A 17,442-nucleotide genomic window follows, 5' to 3' on the forward strand; every position below is an offset into this window, starting at 1 on the left:
GGACAACCCCCTTGACCCGGCCGGGGGGCGGATGCGCCGACGCGCGGACTCAGCGCCGGGGCGCGGCGTCCGCCGTTCGGCGCTCGACCCGCTCGGCCAGGCGCACGAGCTCGCGCGCCACCGCGTCGGGTGCCGTGCGGGGCACCACGTGGCGCCTCCCGGGCACGCTCACGGCCTCGGTGTGTCCTCCGCTCGCGGCCGCAAGGAGTTCGCACCACGCTTCGCGGGCGATGGGGTCGCGTTCGCCGCGGATCACGACGGTGTCCGCAACGCACTCGGCGATGCGCTCGAGCATCGGGTACCGCATCATCGCCCCGAGCTCCTTCAGGTACCACCGGATGCCGCCGCGGAAGTAGTCGCGCAGCACCAGTGCGTTGACGGAAGGCGGTTCGCCCACGGTGTCCCTGGCGAGGTCGAGCGCCTGCTGGCGCACGGTGCCCCGCGCCGGATCGACCACCGGCCCGATGAGCGCGATGCCGAGCACGTCCCGCGGCCGGATCCTCGCCAGCTCGACGGCGAACTGGGTGCCCATGGAATGCCCCGCGACGATCGCCGGCCACGCGCCGCGCCGCGCGAGGACCTCGGCGAGATCGCGCCCGTACTCCTCCACGCTGAGCCCGTGTCGTGGCGCGGGGTTGGGCCCGAAGCCGGCGAGGTCGATGTTCAGCACCCGCCGGGTCGCGGGCATCGCCTCCTGCACCTTCGCGAGCGATCGGTGCGTCATGCCGATGCCGTGCAGCAGGACCGTCGTCACCTCGCCGGCGCGGCCGATGCCCGTCTCGTGCGCTCGGTAGCGGTGCGCACCCACGACGACTTCGCTGACGGTCTCCATGCGCGGGAACCTATCGGCTGGGCGGCGCGTGCGCAGCCCCTTGTGCTGCTCGGGATTCCCGGGAGCCGGGTCAGCCGCCGGGCTTGTCGAGCTTCTTCGTCTGGCCCGGCGCGGTGTCGCGACCGTTGCCGTCGGGTGCGGTCGTCGGTTCGGGCTCGGGCGACGGCGCGCCGTCGGTCGGCGTGGCGTCGTCGGCGTCGGGTTCCGGGGTCTCGGGGAGCGGCGGCAGCGTGGTCGGCGCGCCGGGCGACGGCAGGATCGGGCCGAACGTGCTGGGCTCCTCGCGCTCGGTGGAGGTCGGCCGCACGGTGCTCACCGCCGGGGCGGCGTCGTCGGCCTGGTGCGGCGGCGCGGTGGACTGCAGCACCGCGATCGTGCCACCGAGCATCGCCACCGTCGCGAACGTGGCGGCGACCACGAACACGGGCAGCCGCCGCTTGGAGACCCAGGCGAGCGCCGCGGCGCGGCGCGGCTCGAGCCACGCGGCAGCCCGCGCGAACGCCGTTCGGAGGCCGACCGCGAGGCCGTCGACCGCCGGCGTCGCGTCCGCCGGTGCGGCGTGGCGTCCCCGGCGTCGCCCGGACCGGCCCGCGGACTCGTGGTGCTCGGACATCGCCGTCGTCACCTCCGCCTGCTCGCTCCGCCGGCACCCCCGAATGGGGCGCACAGTCCGTATCGAGGATAGGCGGTGTGAGGATGCCTCGCACACACGGGCAGGAGGCGACCGTGCCTCGGCGACGCCCTGCGGCATCCGCCGACCGAACCCCGGGCGCAACCCCCTTGCCTCGCCGAACGGCGGATGGTTTCGTGGCCGACCTGGATGCGCGACCGATCACGAGGAGCAGGAACCCATGAAGGCCATGGTGTACCGCGGACCGTACAAGGTGCGCGTCGAGGAGAAGGACATCCCCAGGATCGAGCATCCGAACGATGCGATCGTTCGCGTGCGACTCGCGGCGATCTGCGGATCCGACCTGCACCTGTACCACGGCATGATGCCCGACACGAGGGTGGGCCACACGTTCGGGCACGAGTTCGTGGGCGAGGTCGTCGAGGTCGGGTCCTCCGTCGAGCGGCTCACGGCAGGCGACCGGGTGATGGTGCCCTTCAACATCTACTGCGGATCGTGCTACTTCTGTTCGCGCGGCCTCTACTCGAACTGCCACAACGTGAACCCGAACGCGACCGCGGTGGGCGGCATCTACGGCTACTCGCACACCTGCGGCGGCTACGACGGCGCGCAGTCTGAGTACGTGCGCGTACCGTTCGCCGACGTCGGCCCCGGCCTGATCCCCGACTGGCTCGACGAGGAGGACGCGCTGCTCATGACCGACGCCCTGTCGACGGGGTACTTCGGCGCGCAGCTCGGCGACATCGAGGAGGGCGACACCGTCGTGGTCTTCGGCGCGGGCCCCGTCGGCCTCTTCGCGGCGAAGTCGTCGTGGCTCATGGGCGCCGGGCGCGTGATCGTGGTCGACCACCTCGAGTACCGGCTCGCGAAGGCCCGGGACTTCGCGGACGCCGAGACGGTGAACTTCGCCGAGGTCGACGACGTGGTCGTGCACCTGAAGAAGCTCACCGACGGCCTGGGCGCGGATGTCGGGATCGACGCCGTGGGCGCGGAGGCCGACGGCAACTTCACCCAGCACGTCACGTCGGCCAAGCTCAAGCTCCAGGGCGGCTCCCCCATCGCCCTCAACTGGGCGATCGACTCCGTGCGCAAGGGCGCCACCGTCTCGGTCATGGGCGCCTACGGACCCATGTTCAGCGCCGTGAAGTTCGGCGATGCCATGAACAAGGGGCTCACGCTCCGGATGAACCAGTGCCCCGTCAAGCGGCAGTGGCCACGGCTGCTCGAGCACATCCGCAACGGCTACCTGAAGCCGCGCGACATCGTCACCCACCGCATCCCGCTCGAGCACATCGCCGAGGGGTACCACATGTTCTCGGCCAAGCTCGATGACTGCATCAAGCCGATCATCGTGCCGAGCGCCGCCTGAGGAGGAGATCACCATGCCGTACACGCCGACCCAGCACGACTACCACGTCGACCGCGAAGCCCTGCGCGCCCGCATCGCCGGGTGGGGCGCCGACCTCGACCCCGCCGACCGCCCGGCCGTGCCGCGCGAGTGGCACGACCCCGCCGGCACGGGTGCGCACTGGACCTTCCCCGACCGCCAGCCCGAGCACGGCAGCCGCGAGCGCTCCATCGAGCACGAGCAGTTGACCCCCGTCTTCGGCACCGCGCAGCCGCTGCACGGCGTGTCGGGCGCGATCCGCCGGTACGCCTACGACCGGTACAGCGAGGGACGCGCCGCGCACTGGCTGCTGCTCATCCTCGGCGACCGCGTCGACTCCGTCGGAGCCCACGTGCGGTCGTTCGCGTCGCTGCGCCCCGACAACCCGATCACCGAGACGGGCGTGCTGAGCGAGTTCCGCCGGCACGGCCTGCGCTCGAGGTTCGGCGTCACCCGGGTCGACCGGTCGCACACCTGGATCGACCCGATCCTCATCGCCGGCCCGTGGGTGCTGGCCGCCGTGGGCGCCGTCACGATCGTGCGGGGGGCCGTGCGGGCGCTCCGCTGACACGAGAGACGACGGATGCCGCGGCGAAGCGCCGGGGCATCCGTGTCAGTCGGTCGTGGTGGCCCCGGCCGTCTTGTGCCGCGGCTTGCGGGCGGGTGCATCGTCGCCGCCGTGCTCGGAGGACGCATCGCCGCCTGCGCTGCGGTCGCGGCTCTCCCGGTCGTCCCAGCGCGGACGCGCGTCGCGGGTGTCGCGCCGGGGGCGGCTGCTCCGGTCGCCGCGATCGCCACGGTCGTCGCGACGGCGAGGCCCGCCGGTATCGGGTCGCAGCTCGATGAGCCGTCCCGAGATGCGCGTGCCCGTCAGCCGGTCGAGGGTGTCGGGCGACAGGTCGGCGGGAAGCTCGACGAGCGAGAACTCGGGCCGGATCTGGATGGCGCCGAAGTCGTCGCGCTGCAGGCCGCCCTCGTTCGCGAGCGCCCCGACGATCTGGCGAGGCTCGACCTTGTGACGCCGGCCCACGGCGATGCGGTAGGTGGTCATCGGCTTCGCGCCGGGACGCGGGCGCCGCTCGGGTCGGTCGCCCGCGCCGCGATACCGCTCTGCGCCGCGGCCATCACCGCGCTCGCCCCGTCCGGGGCGGTCGCGGTCGTCGCGGTCGAACCGCTGCGGCGGGCGCACGGGCTCGGGCTCGAGCAGCAGCGGCGAGTCGCCCTGCGCGACGACGGCGAGCGCCGCCGCGACATCCGCCTCGGGCACGTCGTGGTTGCGCACGTAGTGGGCGATGATGTCGCGGAACCCGTCGATGCGCTCGGCCTGGCCGAGTGCGGCGCTGATGCGGTCGTCGAAGCGCGCGAGGCGGGTGACGTTGACGTCGTCGACGCTCGGCAGCTGCATCTGCGTGATGGGCTGCTTGGTCGCCTTCTCGATGCGGGTGAGCAGGCCGCGCTCGCGCGGGGTCACGAAGCTGATCGCATCGCCGGTGCGGCCCGCGCGGCCGGTGCGGCCGATGCGGTGCACGTAGGGCTCGCTGTCGCTCGGGATGTCGAAGTTCACCACGTGGCTGATGCGCTCGACGTCGAGGCCGCGCGCGGCGACATCCGTCGCCACCAGGATGTCGAGCTTGCCCGACTTCAACTGGTTCACCGTGCGCTCGCGCTGCACCTGGGCGATGTCGCCGTTGATCGCCGCGGCCGAGTAGCCGCGGGCCCGCAGCTTCTCCGCGAGCTCCTCGGTGACGCTCTTCGTGCGCACGAACACGATCATGCCCTCGAAGTTCTCGACCTCGAGGATGCGCGTGAGGGCGTCGATCTTCTGCTGGTACGACACGACGAGGTAGCGCTGCGTGATGTTCGCCGAGGTCTGGGTCTTGGTCTTGACCGTGATCTCCTCGGGGTCGTGCAGGTACTGCTTCGACATGCGCCGGATCGCGGCCGGCATGGTCGCGGAGAACAACGCCACCTGCTTGTCGTCGGGGGTGTCGGCGAGGATCGTCTCGACGTCCTCGGCGAAGCCCATCTTCAGCATCTCGTCGGCCTCGTCGAGCACGAGGTACTTGAGCTCCGACAGGTCGAGCGTGCGCTTGTCGAGGTGGTCCATGATGCGGCCCGGCGTGCCGACGATGATGTGCACGCCGCGTCGCAGCGCCGAGAGCTGCACCCCGTACCCCTGGCCGCCGTAGACCGGGAGGATGTGCACGCCCTTGAGGTGCGCCGCGTAGCGCTCGAACGCCTCGCAGACCTGCAGGGCGAGCTCGCGGGTGGGCGCCAGCACGAGCGCCTGCGGGGTCTTCTGGTGCAGGTCGAGGCGCGCCAGGATCGGCAGCGCGAACGCCGCCGTCTTGCCCGTGCCGGTCTGCGCGAGGCCGACGACGTCGCGGCCCGCGAGCAGGGTGGGAATGGTCGCCGCCTGGATCGCCGACGGGGTCTCGTAGCCCACGTCGTCGAGCGCCTTGAGCACCGGCCCGTCGAGGCCGAGGTCGGCGAACGTGATCGCGGCGGGCTCGTCAGGAGCCTCGACCTCGACCGGAGCATCGCTGGAAGTCACGCTTCAGGGTAGTCCGTCGGGCTGTGAGGCGGTGGGATGCCGCGGAAGGGCCGGCCCATGCGGACCGACCCTTCCTCGCTTCACCCCGAGCGCGCCAGTGCCCGGAGCGCTGCCGTCACTCGACCAGCGTGAAGGTCACCGTCGTGACGTTGCCCGCGACGTCGAACACCTGCAGCTCGTTGGCACCGAGCCGAGCGCCGTGGGTGCCCGGCCTCAGGTTGTTCAGGTTGGCGTGGGTGCGGTCCGCCAGGTCCTGCTCCACGCCGTTCACGGTGACGCGGTCGATCTTGCCCGCGTCGAAGATCGTGAACGAGACCTTGGTGTAGACCCCGTCCTTCCCCTTCGAGTCGGGCTTCACCGAGACATCCGGAGCCGTCGTGTCAGGGGCGGCGGGCACGGCGATGTCGGTCCGCTCCGCGGGCAGCTCCGCCTCGTCGCCGAGGTAGAAGCTCGCGAACCCGACCTGGTCGTAGCCGGTGTTCTTGTTGGCCACGCCGTTGCGGTACATCGGGTCGTGCATCAGCGTGCGGATGCCGTACTCGGTCGGTGCCAGCGACGTGACGATGCCGAGGCGGTTGCCGCTCGCCCGCAGCACGAGCTCCTCGCGCCAGTCGCCGAGCAGGTCCGCCTTGAGGGTCGGCGTGCTCTTGTTGCCGGTCGACGTCAGGCCGGTCGCGAGGTACGAGGACGCCGCGAACGTCAGGTCGTCGATGCGGTTCACCGTCGAGCCGTTGACCGCCATGTGCGTCAGGCCGCCGCCGAACCAGATGGCGTTCTGGCCCTGCGCGATGCCCCGAGGGCTCGCCGTGGTCGTCAGGATCTCGCCCGTGACCATGCTGCGCACCTCATTCGTGGCACCCGCCGAACCGGCCTCGGCGCCGGGCCAGCGGTTGGAGTAGTTGCCCGCCACGCTGCCCTCGTCGTCGCTCGCCGCGTACACGCCGTAGATCAGCGAGTTCTCGACCACGACGTCGCCGTGCTCGTCGAGCCGCTTGCCCTTCATCGGGTCGTAGCCGGCTGGACCCGGGAGCCAGCCCGTGTGCACGCCGGTGCGCAGGTCGTCGAGGAGGTGCTCCTCCATGCCCGACCACTCCCTGATGTGGTTCTCCTTGTCGACCGGCAGCAGTGCGCTGCGGTCGCCGTGCCGGAGCGGAGCCCACACGTTCTCGGGGTTGTTCCGCACCTCGTCGGTCGCGAACTGGAACGCGCCGGCGACCGGCGGGACGCCGTCCTGCCCCTCGATCGTGGGCATGACGTCGCCGTTCAGCACCTTCGGCAGGATCTTGGTCTTGTCGGTGTTCAGGCCGAGGACCATCGCCTTCAGCACCACCTCGTCCCAGCCGTCGCCGTCGAGGTCGGCCGACGTGGTGAAGTGGTTGCCGCGGTTCTGGTAGTCGTAGGCGCTGCCGCCCAGCGACCAGTACTGCGGGTCGGCCGAGTCGAAGCTCGCCTGCAGGTTCACCTGGCCGTCGACGAGGTTGAAGGCGGCGAGCGTGGTGCGGTGGTAGTAGCCGCGTTGCGACACGGCGTACTTGTTCACGCCGTCGAGCGCCGCGACGACGCCCACGTAGCGGTTGGCGCGGTTGCCCTGGGCGTCACCGAACGAAGCGGCCTTCCACGGATGCTGCAGCCAGTACGCCTCGCTCTCGGCCATGATCTGCGCCTTGTAGTCGTTCGCCGACGTGCCCGCGCCGGGGCCCGGGAACGCCAGGTACGAGTAGTTGCCGCGCTGCGTGGCCGGGGTCATCGCCCAGTTCTCGCCGTCGACGCTCGCCCGGTAGGGGAAGGGGTAGGTCTCGCTGTCGACGAGCTCGCCCTGCCCGGCGTCGGCGTTCCACTCGAACGCGGAGAAGAACTCCTGGTCGTCCTTCGCGGGGCCGATCGGGCCGACGTGGTACGTCTTGATCCATCGCTTGATGTTCGGATCGTTGGGTCCGTCATTCCCGCCTCCCGCCGTCGGGCTCCGGTAGGAGATGCTGAAGCTGTTGAGGAGCGACCAGTAGGTGTCGAGCGCCTGCTCGTCGCCGGTGGCGAAGTACTCCGTGAACCTCTCGGTGGTGGAGTTCAGGCCGTCCTCGCCGCCGACGACGCCCGAGTCGGGGTAGACGACGGACTGCGAGGCCTCGTCCCAGTTGCCGATGCGCGTCCCCAGTGCGGTCTTCAGCATGAGCTCGGACTTGCCGTCGCCGTCGAAGTCCTCGGCGAACAGGGTGGTCTCGTGGTCGTTGGCCGCCCGCACGTTGTAGCCCATGTCCACGCGGAACAGCAGGGTGCCGTCCTGCTTGTACACGTCGATGTACTCGGGTGCCGTCGTGGTGTTCGCGCCGCCGAAGATCGGCTCCGAGTACATCGGGTCGACCTGGGTGCTCCGCCACTTGACGACGATCTCGTACTCGCCATCGCCGTCGAAGTCGCCCACGGTCATGTCGTGGGTGGAGTAGGCGCCGCTCTGCGACGTCTCGATGGCTCCCGTGGCCGTCTCCGCGTACGGAAGCGAGGTGCCCGAGTCGAGGTTCTCGACGTAGGCGATGAACTCGCCCTCGAGCTCGTCGTACAGCGCCTTCGTGACCTTGCCGTCGACGAGGGAGTTCGTCAGCGGCCGGGGAGCGGCGTAGGTCGCCACGCCGAGCGCGTTCGGGGTCGTGTTGTGCGCGTTGAGCGCGGCGACCCATGCGTCGAGCTGCTCCTGCGTCACCGTCGCCTGCTCCTCGTACGCCACGCGGAAGCCCTTGAGCAGGTCCATGTCGACGACGTACCAGTTCTGGCCGCCCGTGCCGGGGATGACCATGCCGGCGGCGTTCAGGTTGACGTTCGGGCCTCCGAACCGGTTGCCGGAGCCGCGGTAGGTGAAGTGCGCGAGCGGCACGGGCGCCGGCGCGGGCTTCAGCGGGATGTAGTGCACCGCACCGCGATCGGCCTGGCCCGACCCGCCCGGGAGCGCCGAGAGCATCGGCACGCTCATGCCCTGCCGTGCGCCCTCGACGCCGTCGACCACGGGGGCGACCTCGTAGACGGACGTGAGCGCGCCGTCGGGGTCGGTGTAGTTCGACGGGGTGACGTCCTCCTTCACGACGCCGGGGTTCGTGTCGTAGTCGCTCTCGGGCTGCACGTCGCGCGGCGCGATGGTGGTGATCTTCGCGAAGTCCGCGTCGCCGTCCTTGCGGTAGACGTTCCACGACAGGCCGTCGGGCTCGTCGCCGAGGAAGCGCCAGCTGAGGAAGATGCCTCCGGCGGTCTGGGCGCCGACCAGCCCCCGGGTGAGGTATTCGACGGGACGGAGGTCGGATTTGGGCGCGGCGGTCGCGGCGCCCGCGGCTCCTGGGAGCAGGGCGCCGCCGGCGACCAGGGCCGCGGCCGTCGCGACGGCCACGAGCGGGCGCGACCAGCGGAAGGCGCGCGAAGGGGTGGGTGATGCGAGAGCCGGACCGCGCGGTGAGCGCGCCGAACTGCGTGGTGAGGTGGACGAGACCATGCCTGCCTTCTTCGTTGAAAGGGTCTGACGAGGCTTCCGTGCCCAGCGCGTTCCCGGCATGGTCGATCGCCCGTCGTGCGCGTCGTGCCGACCGTCGCTCGCCGTCGAGGACTTGCTGAGGAATACGCTTTCCACCCTCCACGCTATGCCGCAGTTTCCGAGTCTGTCAAGGATTCATCGAATCGATTCATCCGGTGCGGCGCGTTGAGTTCACCACGCCTTCGTCCGGGGTTCACACTGCGGACGACCGGGGCTGGTGCGCTGGCTGCGGTCGCCCGATCGACCGGCCTTCCGGCCATCAACCCCACTCCCAGGAGGAACCGAATGCCCATCCGTGTCACAAAGCTGCGGGCCGCGTCGGCCGCTGCCGCGCTCCTCGGCGCCGGCGCGATCGTCGCCGCGTCGAGCCTCTCCGCGACCGCCGCGCCGGAGCCGTCGCCCGACCAGCCCGGCGGCGCCATCCGCCACAGCGCGGCAGGCTTCGGCGACGCCGCCGCCCTGGCGCGCTCGCTGCTGCCCACGCCCGCGCGCAACGTCATCCTCCTCATCGGCGACGGCATGGGCGACAGCGAGATCACGATCGCCCGCGACTACCTCGTCGGGGCCGGCGGCGAGCTGCCCGGCATCGATGCCCTCCCGGTGACGGGCCAGTACACCACCTACTCGCTCTACAAGGACGGCGACCCGCTCGCGGGCAAGCCCGACTACACGCCCGACTCCGCGTCGACCGGCACCGGCTGGGCGACCGGCACGAAGACGTACGACAACGCGGTCTCGGTCGACATCCACGGCACCGCGCAGAAGACGCTGCTCGAGCTCGCCAAGGCGAACGGCCTGCGCACGGGCGACGTGACCACCTCGGAGATCCAGGACGCGACGCCCGCCGTGCAGGTCGCCCACGTGGCGGCTCGCAGCTGCTACGGACCCGACAGCCCCAGCTGCGGTGCGGACGCCCTGGCGAACGGCGGCGCCGGCTCGATCTCGGAGCAGCTGCTCGACACGCGCCCCGACGTGACGCTCGGCGGCGGCGCGGCGACGTTCGCGCAGACCGCCAAGGCGGGCGAATGGGCGGGCATGACCCTGCTCGACCAGGCCGAGGACCGCGGCTACGAGGTCGTCACCGACGGCGCCGGCCTCGCGGGACTGTCGAAGGCGAATCAGGATGCCCCGGTGCTGGGCCTGTTCGCGGGCGGCAACCTCCCCACCCGCTTCGCCCCGAACACGCCGACCGTCGGCGGCTCGGGCGCGGCCACGGGAGTCGAGTGCCAGCCGAACCCCGACTACCTCGGGGCATCCGGTGTCACGCTGAAGGCGATGACCGAGAAGTCGATCCAGCTCCTCGACGACAAGAAGTCCAAGAAGGGCTTCTTCCTGCAGGTCGAGGGCGCCTCCATCGACAAGCGCGACCACGCCGCCGACGCCTGCGGACAGATCGGCGAGACGCAGGACTTCGACGAGGCGGTGCAGGCGGCGCTCGCGTTCGCCAAGGCCGACAAGAACACCCTCGTGATCGTCACGGCCGACCACGCGCACTCCTCGCAGATCGTCGACGGCCCCACGCCCGGTCTCGGCACGACGCTCACGACGGTCGAGGGTGCGCCGCTGCGCATCTCCTATGGCACCGCGGCCGCGGGCGGTTCGCAGCAGCACACCGGATCGCAGCTGCGCATCGCCGCCTACGGCCCGAGCGCGATCGGCGTGCTCGGCCTCACCGACCAGACCGACACGTTCTTCACCATCGCGAACGCGCTGAAGCTGAACACGGGCGTGAAGGTGAGCTGGCCGCTGCCGAAGGGACCGCAGGCCACCAAGCCGTGGGACACGCGCCGCGCCGGGTGAGTGCGAGCACGTGAGTGAGCGAGTGCCCCGTCTGCTGAGGCAGGCGGGGCACTCCGTCGTCGCGGCTGCCGTGCCCCGGCATCCGCAGTGCGGGTCAGCGCCTCGTCTCGTACCGGTTCATCACCACCCCGCCGGGAAACGTTCGCGTCTCCAGGAGGTTCAGGTTCACCCAGCTGTCCAGTGCTGCGAAGAACGGCCTGCCGCCCCCCACCAGGACCGGGTGGGTCACGATCGTGTACTCGTCGACCAGCCCGGCCCGCATCGCCGTCGCGGCGAGCGTGGCACCGCCGACCCGCATCGGCTCGCCGTCCTCGGCCTTCAGGCGGGTGATCTCGGCGACCGCGTCGCCCTTGACGAGGCGGGCGTTCCAGTCGACCTCGTCGATCGTCGAGGAGAACACCAGCTTGGGTGTGTCCCGCCAGTTCCGCGCGAACTCGATCTGCGCAGGGGTGGCGTCGGGCTGCTGGTCGCCGGTCGGCCAGTGGGAACTCATCGTCTCCCACAGCTTGCGCCCGTACATCAACAGCCCGATCGCCACCTCCTGGTCGAGCCACCATTGGAACAGCTCGTCGCTCGGCGCCCCCCAGCCGATGTCGTCGCCGGACGCGGCGACGTAGCCGTCCAGCGTCACGTTCATGCCGTAGATCACTTTGCGCATGGCGCCAGCCTGCCGTCATTCGGCCCCCACCGTAAAGGCCGTGCGGCCGAGGGATGTCACCAGGCGGACGGACGGTCACCGAACGGCGGTCTCGGCCACGTTGGCGAGGAGTTGGAGGCGTTCGTGGGTCGGCGAACCTCGTTCCGCGGAGAAGACGACCATCTGGAGTCCGCGGTCGGATGCGAGGTCCATCGCCTGGAAGGTGAGGTCGAGGTCGCCGACGACGGGATGGTGGACGAGTTTGAGGCCGGTGCGGTGTTCGCGGACGTCGTGGGCCCCCCAAAGCCTTCGGAACAGATCGCTGCGGGTGGAGAGTTCGCCGACGAGGTCGGTCAGCTGACGGTCGTAGGGCGACCGGCCGGCTTCGGCGCGAAGGACGGCCACGATCTGGCGGGCCTGCGCGTCCCATTCACGGTAGAAGGCCTGGGCGCGCGGTTCGAGGAAGATGAATCGGGCGGCGTTGGCCGGCGGTCGGGCGCCGTCGAGCATTTCTGAGAAGAGGGCCGCCCCGAGCCGGTTGGTGGCGATGGCGTCGAGACGGCCGTTCTGTATGAAGACCGGTACCGTCGACATGGCGTCGATGGTCTGCCTCATACCGGACGTGAGCTGCGTCTGGCGGATGGTCCGTGCTCGCTGCTGCGGATGAGCCCCCGCGTTGGCGGCGCGGACCAGGTCATGCAGATGGGCGTGTTCGGCGTCGTCGAGTTGCAGGGCACGGCTGACGCCGTCGATGACGGCTTCGGAGACCCCGGCCGCGTTGCCCCGCTCGAGGCGTTTGTAGTACTCCGCGCTCATTCCGGCCACCAGCGCGACCTCTTCGCGGCGGAGCCCGGGAACGCGGCGTCGACCGCCGAAGTCGGGCAGCCCTACCTGCGAGGGCGTGAGCTTCGCGCGGCGCGTGGTGAGAAACTCGCTGATCGCGTCGGAGGCGTCCATGCCATCGAAGCTACGCCGACTCAGGGCGCGCATGGGGTCCCTGCCGGGGCACCCATGGGTAGGGCCACGCTCATTCCGGCGAACTCGCGTTGACTCGGACCATGAGCCGCCGAACGAGCGGCCAACTCGAGAAGGACATGAACGTGAGCAGCAACGTGTGGTTCATCACCGGAGCAGGACGAGGGCTCGGGCTCGATATCGCCCAGGCAGCGCTCTCCGCCGGACATTCGGTCGTCGCAACCGGCCGCGACGCAGCCCGCGTCGAGGCGGCGATCGGTGCCCATGAGCACCTCTTCAGCGTCGCGCTCGACGTGACCGACCCTGCCGGCGCCGAGCGTGCCACTGCCGCTGCAGTCGACCGCTTCGGGCGCATCGATGTGCTCGTGAACAATGCGGGCAATTTCTACGCGGGCTACTTCGAGAACCTCAGCCCCGATCAGTTCCGTGCACAGATGGAGACGAACTTCTTCGGCCCGCTCAACGTCACCCGCGCGGTCCTGCCCGTGATGCGCGCACAGCGGGCGGGGCAGGTCATCACCGTCACGTCCACAGCCGGGCTCGTGGGGGGCGAGTTCACTTCTGCGTACGCCGCATCGAAGTTCGCCCTCGAGGGGTGGATGGAATCCCTTCGCTTCGAGGTCGAACCGTTCGGCATCACGACGATGTCGGTCGAGCCCGGGTTCTTCCGCACTGAACTCCTCGTCGAGGGCGCCTCCACCATCTGGCCCGAGCTCGACATCCCCGACTACGCCGAACGCACCGCGCAGACGATCGGGGCGTGGAGGAGCATGAACGGGCAGCAGGTCGGCGATCCCGGGAAGCTCGGCCGTGCATTGGTCACGCTCTCCGGCTCGGGCCGGCTCCCGCTTCGCTTCGTGGCCGGGGCGGACGCGATGGGCGCGGTCGAACGCAACCTCGCCACCATCCACGGTCAGGTCGATGCGAACCGCGACCTGTCGGCTTCGCTCTCCTACAGCGCGTAACCCGACCCGGACCGGAGAACACGGATGAAGAACGCACACCTCGGGAGCCTCGACGTCTCCCGCATCGGCCTCGGCGCAATGACGATGGCCGGCACCTACACGACCGGTGGAGCGCTCGACCACGACGAGTCCATCCGCACCATCCACCGCGCGCTCGACCTGGGTGTCACCCACATCGACACCGCCGAAGTGTACGGCCCGTACCTCAGCGAGGAGATCGTCGGCCAGGCCATCCGTGGCCGCCGCGACCAGGTGAAGGTCGCCACCAAGTTCGGGCTCGTCTCCCACTCCGGCGGCGGACCGGGCGTGATCGACAGCGCACCTGCGAACGTGAACGCCGCCGTCGAGGGCTCCCTTCGGCGCCTGGGCACGGACCACATCGACCTGTACTACCAGCACCGCGTGGACCCCGACACGCCCATCGAGGACACCGCGGGCGCGGTCGCGGATCTGATCGCCGACGGCAAGGTGCTCAACTTCGGTCTGTCCGAGGCGTCGGCACGGACCATTCGCCGGGCGCACGCCGTGCATCCGGTGTCGGCGCTGCAGACCGAGTACTCGTTGTGGACGCGCGATGTGGAAGCGGAGATCCTGCCGCTGCTCCGCGAGCTCGGCATCGGCTTCGTCCCCTACTCCCCGCTCGGCCACGGGCTGCTGTCCGGCCAGATCCGCTCCGCGACCGACATCCCCGACGATGACTGGCGGAAGACCAACCCGCGGTTCGTGGGCGAGAACTTCGACCGCAACCTGCGCCTCGTCGACGAGGTCCGTGCGATCGGCGCAGAGATCGGCGCGACCCCCGCGCAGACGGCACTGGCGTGGATCCTCACGCGCGGCGAGGACATCGCCCCGATCCCGGGCACGCGGCGTGTGGCGCGAGTGGAGGAGAACACCGCAGCTGACGCGGTCGAACTCACGACGGACCAGGCCGCCCGCCTGACCGCGCTCGAGCCCGCCGCCGGTGAACGACACGACGAGGCCAACATGGTCTCGATCGACACGTGAGTGTGTTCGCGGCAGGGACAGCGCGTCGAGCGATTGAGGGGAACCGAACTCGGGTTCGCGGAGTCCTGCTGTTGTAGCGAGGGCGGGACTCGAACCCGCGACACCACGATTATGAGCCGTGTGCTCTAACCACCTGAGCTACCCCGCCGGGTAGGCCTCGTCGGTCGAACCGAAGAGAACCAGAGCCCCGAGTCAGGATTGAACTGACGACCCCTTCCTTACCATGGAAGTGCTCTACCACTGAGCTATCGGGGCGTGTGCCGCAATCGGCAACCGTACGAGGATATCACCTCGGAGGGCGTGGTCCGAACCGCGGCGGCGACGTCCACGGCGGCCACTCCGAAGGGGCTTCCGCGGCACTGCATTGCACCTCCCTGCACCCCCGTATTGGGGTGCGGAGTGGGCGTGCCATCCGTGCTGACCCTCATGCGGCGCGGCAGGGGCGAGCGTAGCGTGAGCGCGTTCGGGTGGGTTCGACCGTCTTGGGGTGACGGGTCATGGGGTGCAGTGCGGGGTCGACGGCGTCGTCAGCCGGGGGCGTCCGGCGCGTGCGCCTGCACGCCCGGCTTCAGGCACCGGTCGTCTTCGTCGTCGGCGCGACGGGAGCGGGGAAGTCGACCCTCGTGCGTCACGCACTGGACGAGGACGGGGCATCCGCTCGCATCGTCACGGCCGGACGCGACTGGCAACGGCCGGAGGTCGCCGCCCGGATGCTGGCCGAGGCCACGCGGGGCCGGCCCGCATCGCTGGCGATCGACGACGCCCACCACCTGATCGGCTCGGCATCGGAACGGGTGCTCGAGGGCTTCCTCGACGAGGGCCGCGTGCCGCGGGTCGTCGTCGCCTCCCGCACCATGCCGTCCTTCGAGGTCAAGGGCGACGCGCTCGTGACCGCACCCGAGTTGGCCTTCCGGCTCGACGAGGTGGTAGCCCTGGTGCGCGCGCACGGCGGCCCTCGGATCGAGCTCGAGACGGCGTCGCGCCTCCGGGCCGAGACGGCAGGGTGGGCCGAGCCGATCCGCCTGCTCGCGCGCGTGGCCGAGCGCGTCGATCCGGACTCGCTCGACCGCGAGATGGCCGCGACGCTCGGCGGCGACTTCGCCGCGGTGTGGCTCGAGCGGATGCTGGCCGAACTCCAGCCGCGCGTGGAGGCCGCGCTCGCCGCCTCGAGCGGGCTCCCCTCTCTCGACCTCGCCCGGTGCTCGCGACTGCTCGGCGAGACAGACGGCGCCGCGCTGATCCGCGCGCTCGACGACGGCGAGGTCATGCACGGCCGCACGCAGGGTGGCCGGCGGGCGCTGCCGCCGGTGCTCCGACGGCACCTCCTCGCACGGATGTCCCCGTCGGCACGCGTGGCGGCGGGGGAGGCCGCCGCGCGGGTGCTCCTCGAGGACGAGGCGATGACGGATGCCGCGGACGCGCTCGCGCACGGCGGCGCGTGGCCGTCACTCGGGCACCTGCTCGTGGCCGACCCGGCGGCAGGGCGCTCCCCCGGACGATGGGCGGCACGGGTCCCCGCGCACGTGGGGCAGCGGACTCCGGCGATCGGCGACGCGGTCGAGCGTGCGCGTGCCGGGGAACGGCTGACGCTCGTCGGCACCCGCTCGGGCCGCGCCGCGCTCACCGCGCGGGGGCCGGTCCCCATCGCGACGCTCGACCGCGGTTCCGAGCTGCTGGCCTCCGCCGGCGCCCGCTTGCGGCGAGGCGACGCGACCGGCGCCGTGCCGCTGCTCCGCCGCGCGCTCCGATCCGCCGAGGCGCCCGAGGAGTCCATCGCCGCACGGCTCGCGCTCGCCGTGCTCCGCGTTCCCCTGGCCTCGGCGACGACGACCATGCAGGCGCTCTGCGCCCTCGAGGGCGACGCCGTCGAGCTCGGGCTCTCCGGCTTGGCCCGGGTCATCCGCGGGGCCATTGCGGCGAACTGCCTCGGCGCACCGAGACGCGCGGTGCGCGAGGTCGTCGAACGGTGCGAGCTGTACGACGACGACCTCGGCGCCGCGATCGTCGAGGGCATCGATGTGCTGGCGCAGCTGCGGCGCGGCGCGGTCGACGTCGACGAGGCCATCGCCTTCGCGGAACGCTGCGATCGGCTCGGAGAAGCCGAAGCCGCTGTCTGGGCTCGCGCCGCAGCGGTGCTCGGAGCCGCGGCGGCGCGATCGCCCAGGTTGCCCGACCTCGTCTCCACCGCCGAGGCCTCCGCGGTCGCGACCGACCTCGAGGGCCCGCGTGCCCTGCTCGACGCAGCGGCCGCGCTCACGTGCGGCGGGGAGGACGCGGTGCGGCACGCGGCATCCGCTCATCGGATCGCCCGGCTGTCGGGACTCCCGCGCGTGCCCCTCGTGCCGTCGCTGGTGCCGCGCGTGCCCACCGACGTCGTCATCGCACGACCGGCCACGCAGGAACGGCCGCACGACCCGGCGCTCGCGGTGTCGTGCTTCGGCGGATTCCGCGTGCGCATCGACGGCGCCGACGCCGACCTGCGGGGGCTCCGGCCCCAGGCGCGCAGCCTGTTGCGGATGCTCGCGCTCAACGCGGGCGCGCCCCTGCACCGCGAGCTCATCGCCGACGCGCTCTGGGGCGAGCTCGGCACGGAATCGGCGCTGCATGCCCTGCACGTCAGCATCTCGAGCCTGCGCCGGGTGCTGCCGATCGACGACGGCTCGTCGCGGTTCGTCGTCGAGCGCGACGGGGAGGCCTACCGACTCGGCATCGCCGACCGGGCGCACTGCGACCTGTCGGACTTCGACGACCACCTCGCCGCAGCCGCGACCGCGAAGTCGCGTGGCGACCTCGCCTCGGCGGCGTCGGGCCTGCGGCACGCGCTCGGCCTCTACACCGGCGACGTGCTGCCCGAGGACGGCCCCGCGGAGTGGGCGATCGGCGCCCGCGAGCGGTACCGGCTCCGGGCGGCGGAGGCCGCGAACTCGCTCTCCCACCTCGAGGCGCACCTCGGCGACACGCGAGCCGCCGTGGCCGCGGCGAGCCGCGCGGTCGAGATCGACCCGTGGCTCGACGAGTCGTGGCGCACGCTCGTTCGGATGCACCGGCACGCGGGCGACGATGTCGCCGCTCTGCGCGCGCGCGACGGATACCACCGCATGCGCGAGGCGCTCGGCATCGAGTGAGCCCGGTCGGCCGCGGACCC

The 17,442-nt window shown here is 71.3% G+C and carries 12 protein-coding genes and 2 tRNA genes; 6 read left to right on the top strand and 8 right to left on the bottom strand.

The window, feature by feature from the left end; translation table 11 throughout:
- Positions 1–49 precede the first annotated feature (49 nt).
- Together J2X63_RS05175 and J2X63_RS05180 are read right to left on the bottom strand one after the other, a co-directional pair.
- Entirely contained in the window at positions 50–832 is a 783-nt protein-coding gene (locus tag J2X63_RS05175; protein ID WP_309974657.1) for an alpha/beta hydrolase, read from the bottom strand.
- A gap of 70 nt (positions 833–902) precedes the next feature.
- The gene (locus J2X63_RS05180) at positions 903–1,457 is read right to left on the bottom strand and encodes a hypothetical protein (RefSeq protein ID WP_309974660.1); all 555 of its coding nucleotides are present in this window, start codon (positions 1,455–1,457) and stop codon (positions 903–905) included.
- 226 nt (positions 1,458–1,683) lie between these two features.
- Between J2X63_RS05180 and J2X63_RS05185 the strand changes: the two genes are divergently transcribed.
- Together J2X63_RS05185 and J2X63_RS05190 are read left to right on the top strand one after the other, a co-directional pair.
- A complete protein-coding gene (locus tag J2X63_RS05185) occupies positions 1,684–2,832 on the top strand; it encodes a zinc-dependent alcohol dehydrogenase (RefSeq protein WP_309974663.1) in 1,149 nt (382 codons plus the stop codon).
- Positions 2,833–2,845: 13 nt separating this feature from the next.
- Complete coding sequence (locus tag J2X63_RS05190) at positions 2,846–3,418, top strand: hypothetical protein (protein ID WP_309974666.1); 573 nt, start codon at positions 2,846–2,848, stop codon at positions 3,416–3,418.
- A gap of 45 nt (positions 3,419–3,463) precedes the next feature.
- Here J2X63_RS05190 and J2X63_RS05195 read toward each other — a convergent pair whose 3' ends face one another.
- Together J2X63_RS05195 and J2X63_RS05200 are read right to left on the bottom strand one after the other, a co-directional pair.
- A complete protein-coding gene (locus J2X63_RS05195; protein WP_309974668.1) occupies positions 3,464–5,404 on the bottom strand; it encodes a DEAD/DEAH box helicase in 1,941 nt (646 codons plus the stop codon).
- 115 nt (positions 5,405–5,519) lie between these two features.
- Positions 5,520–8,774: a hypothetical protein gene (locus J2X63_RS05200; RefSeq protein WP_309974670.1), complete on the bottom strand. Its 3,255-nt coding sequence runs from the start codon at positions 8,772–8,774 to the stop codon at positions 5,520–5,522.
- 426 nt (positions 8,775–9,200) lie between these two features.
- Between J2X63_RS05200 and phoA the strand changes: the two genes are divergently transcribed.
- Positions 9,201–10,715: an alkaline phosphatase gene (phoA, locus tag J2X63_RS05205; RefSeq protein WP_309974673.1), complete on the top strand. Its 1,515-nt coding sequence runs from the start codon at positions 9,201–9,203 to the stop codon at positions 10,713–10,715.
- Positions 10,716–10,809: 94 nt separating this feature from the next.
- Here phoA and J2X63_RS05210 read toward each other — a convergent pair whose 3' ends face one another.
- Together J2X63_RS05210 and J2X63_RS05215 are read right to left on the bottom strand one after the other, a co-directional pair.
- Entirely contained in the window at positions 10,810–11,373 is a 564-nt protein-coding gene (locus tag J2X63_RS05210; protein WP_309974676.1) for a dihydrofolate reductase family protein, read from the bottom strand.
- A 75-nt stretch (positions 11,374–11,448) separates the two neighbouring features.
- Positions 11,449–12,309, bottom strand: coding sequence for a helix-turn-helix transcriptional regulator (locus J2X63_RS05215; RefSeq protein WP_309974678.1), 861 nt, complete (start codon positions 12,307–12,309; stop codon positions 11,449–11,451).
- 101 nt (positions 12,310–12,410) lie between these two features.
- Between J2X63_RS05215 and J2X63_RS05220 the strand changes: the two genes are divergently transcribed.
- Entirely contained in the window at positions 12,411–13,292 is an 882-nt protein-coding gene (locus J2X63_RS05220) for an SDR family NAD(P)-dependent oxidoreductase (protein ID WP_309974681.1), read from the top strand.
- 24 nt (positions 13,293–13,316) lie between these two features.
- Positions 13,317–14,297 carry an aldo/keto reductase gene (locus J2X63_RS05225; RefSeq protein ID WP_309974683.1) on the top strand — a complete coding sequence of 327 codons (981 nt, stop codon included), beginning with the start codon at positions 13,317–13,319 and terminating at the stop codon, positions 14,295–14,297.
- A 74-nt stretch (positions 14,298–14,371) separates the two neighbouring features.
- Here the strand turns inward: J2X63_RS05225 and J2X63_RS05230 are convergent.
- A tRNA-Met gene (locus J2X63_RS05230) sits at positions 14,372–14,445 on the bottom strand.
- A 35-nt stretch (positions 14,446–14,480) separates the two neighbouring features.
- Positions 14,481–14,552: transfer RNA gene (locus J2X63_RS05235), tRNA-Thr, on the bottom strand.
- Positions 14,553–14,920: 368 nt separating this feature from the next.
- On the opposite strand from J2X63_RS05235, the gene J2X63_RS05240 reads away from it, so the two are divergent.
- Positions 14,921–17,422: a BTAD domain-containing putative transcriptional regulator gene (locus J2X63_RS05240; RefSeq protein ID WP_309974687.1), complete on the top strand. Its 2,502-nt coding sequence runs from the start codon at positions 14,921–14,923 to the stop codon at positions 17,420–17,422.
- The last annotated feature ends 20 nt before the right edge of the window (positions 17,423–17,442 follow it).

The sequence above is a fragment of the Agromyces sp. 3263 genome (assembly GCF_031456545.1).
In the GTDB taxonomy this organism is placed as follows: Bacteria; Actinomycetota; Actinomycetes; order Actinomycetales; family Microbacteriaceae; genus Agromyces.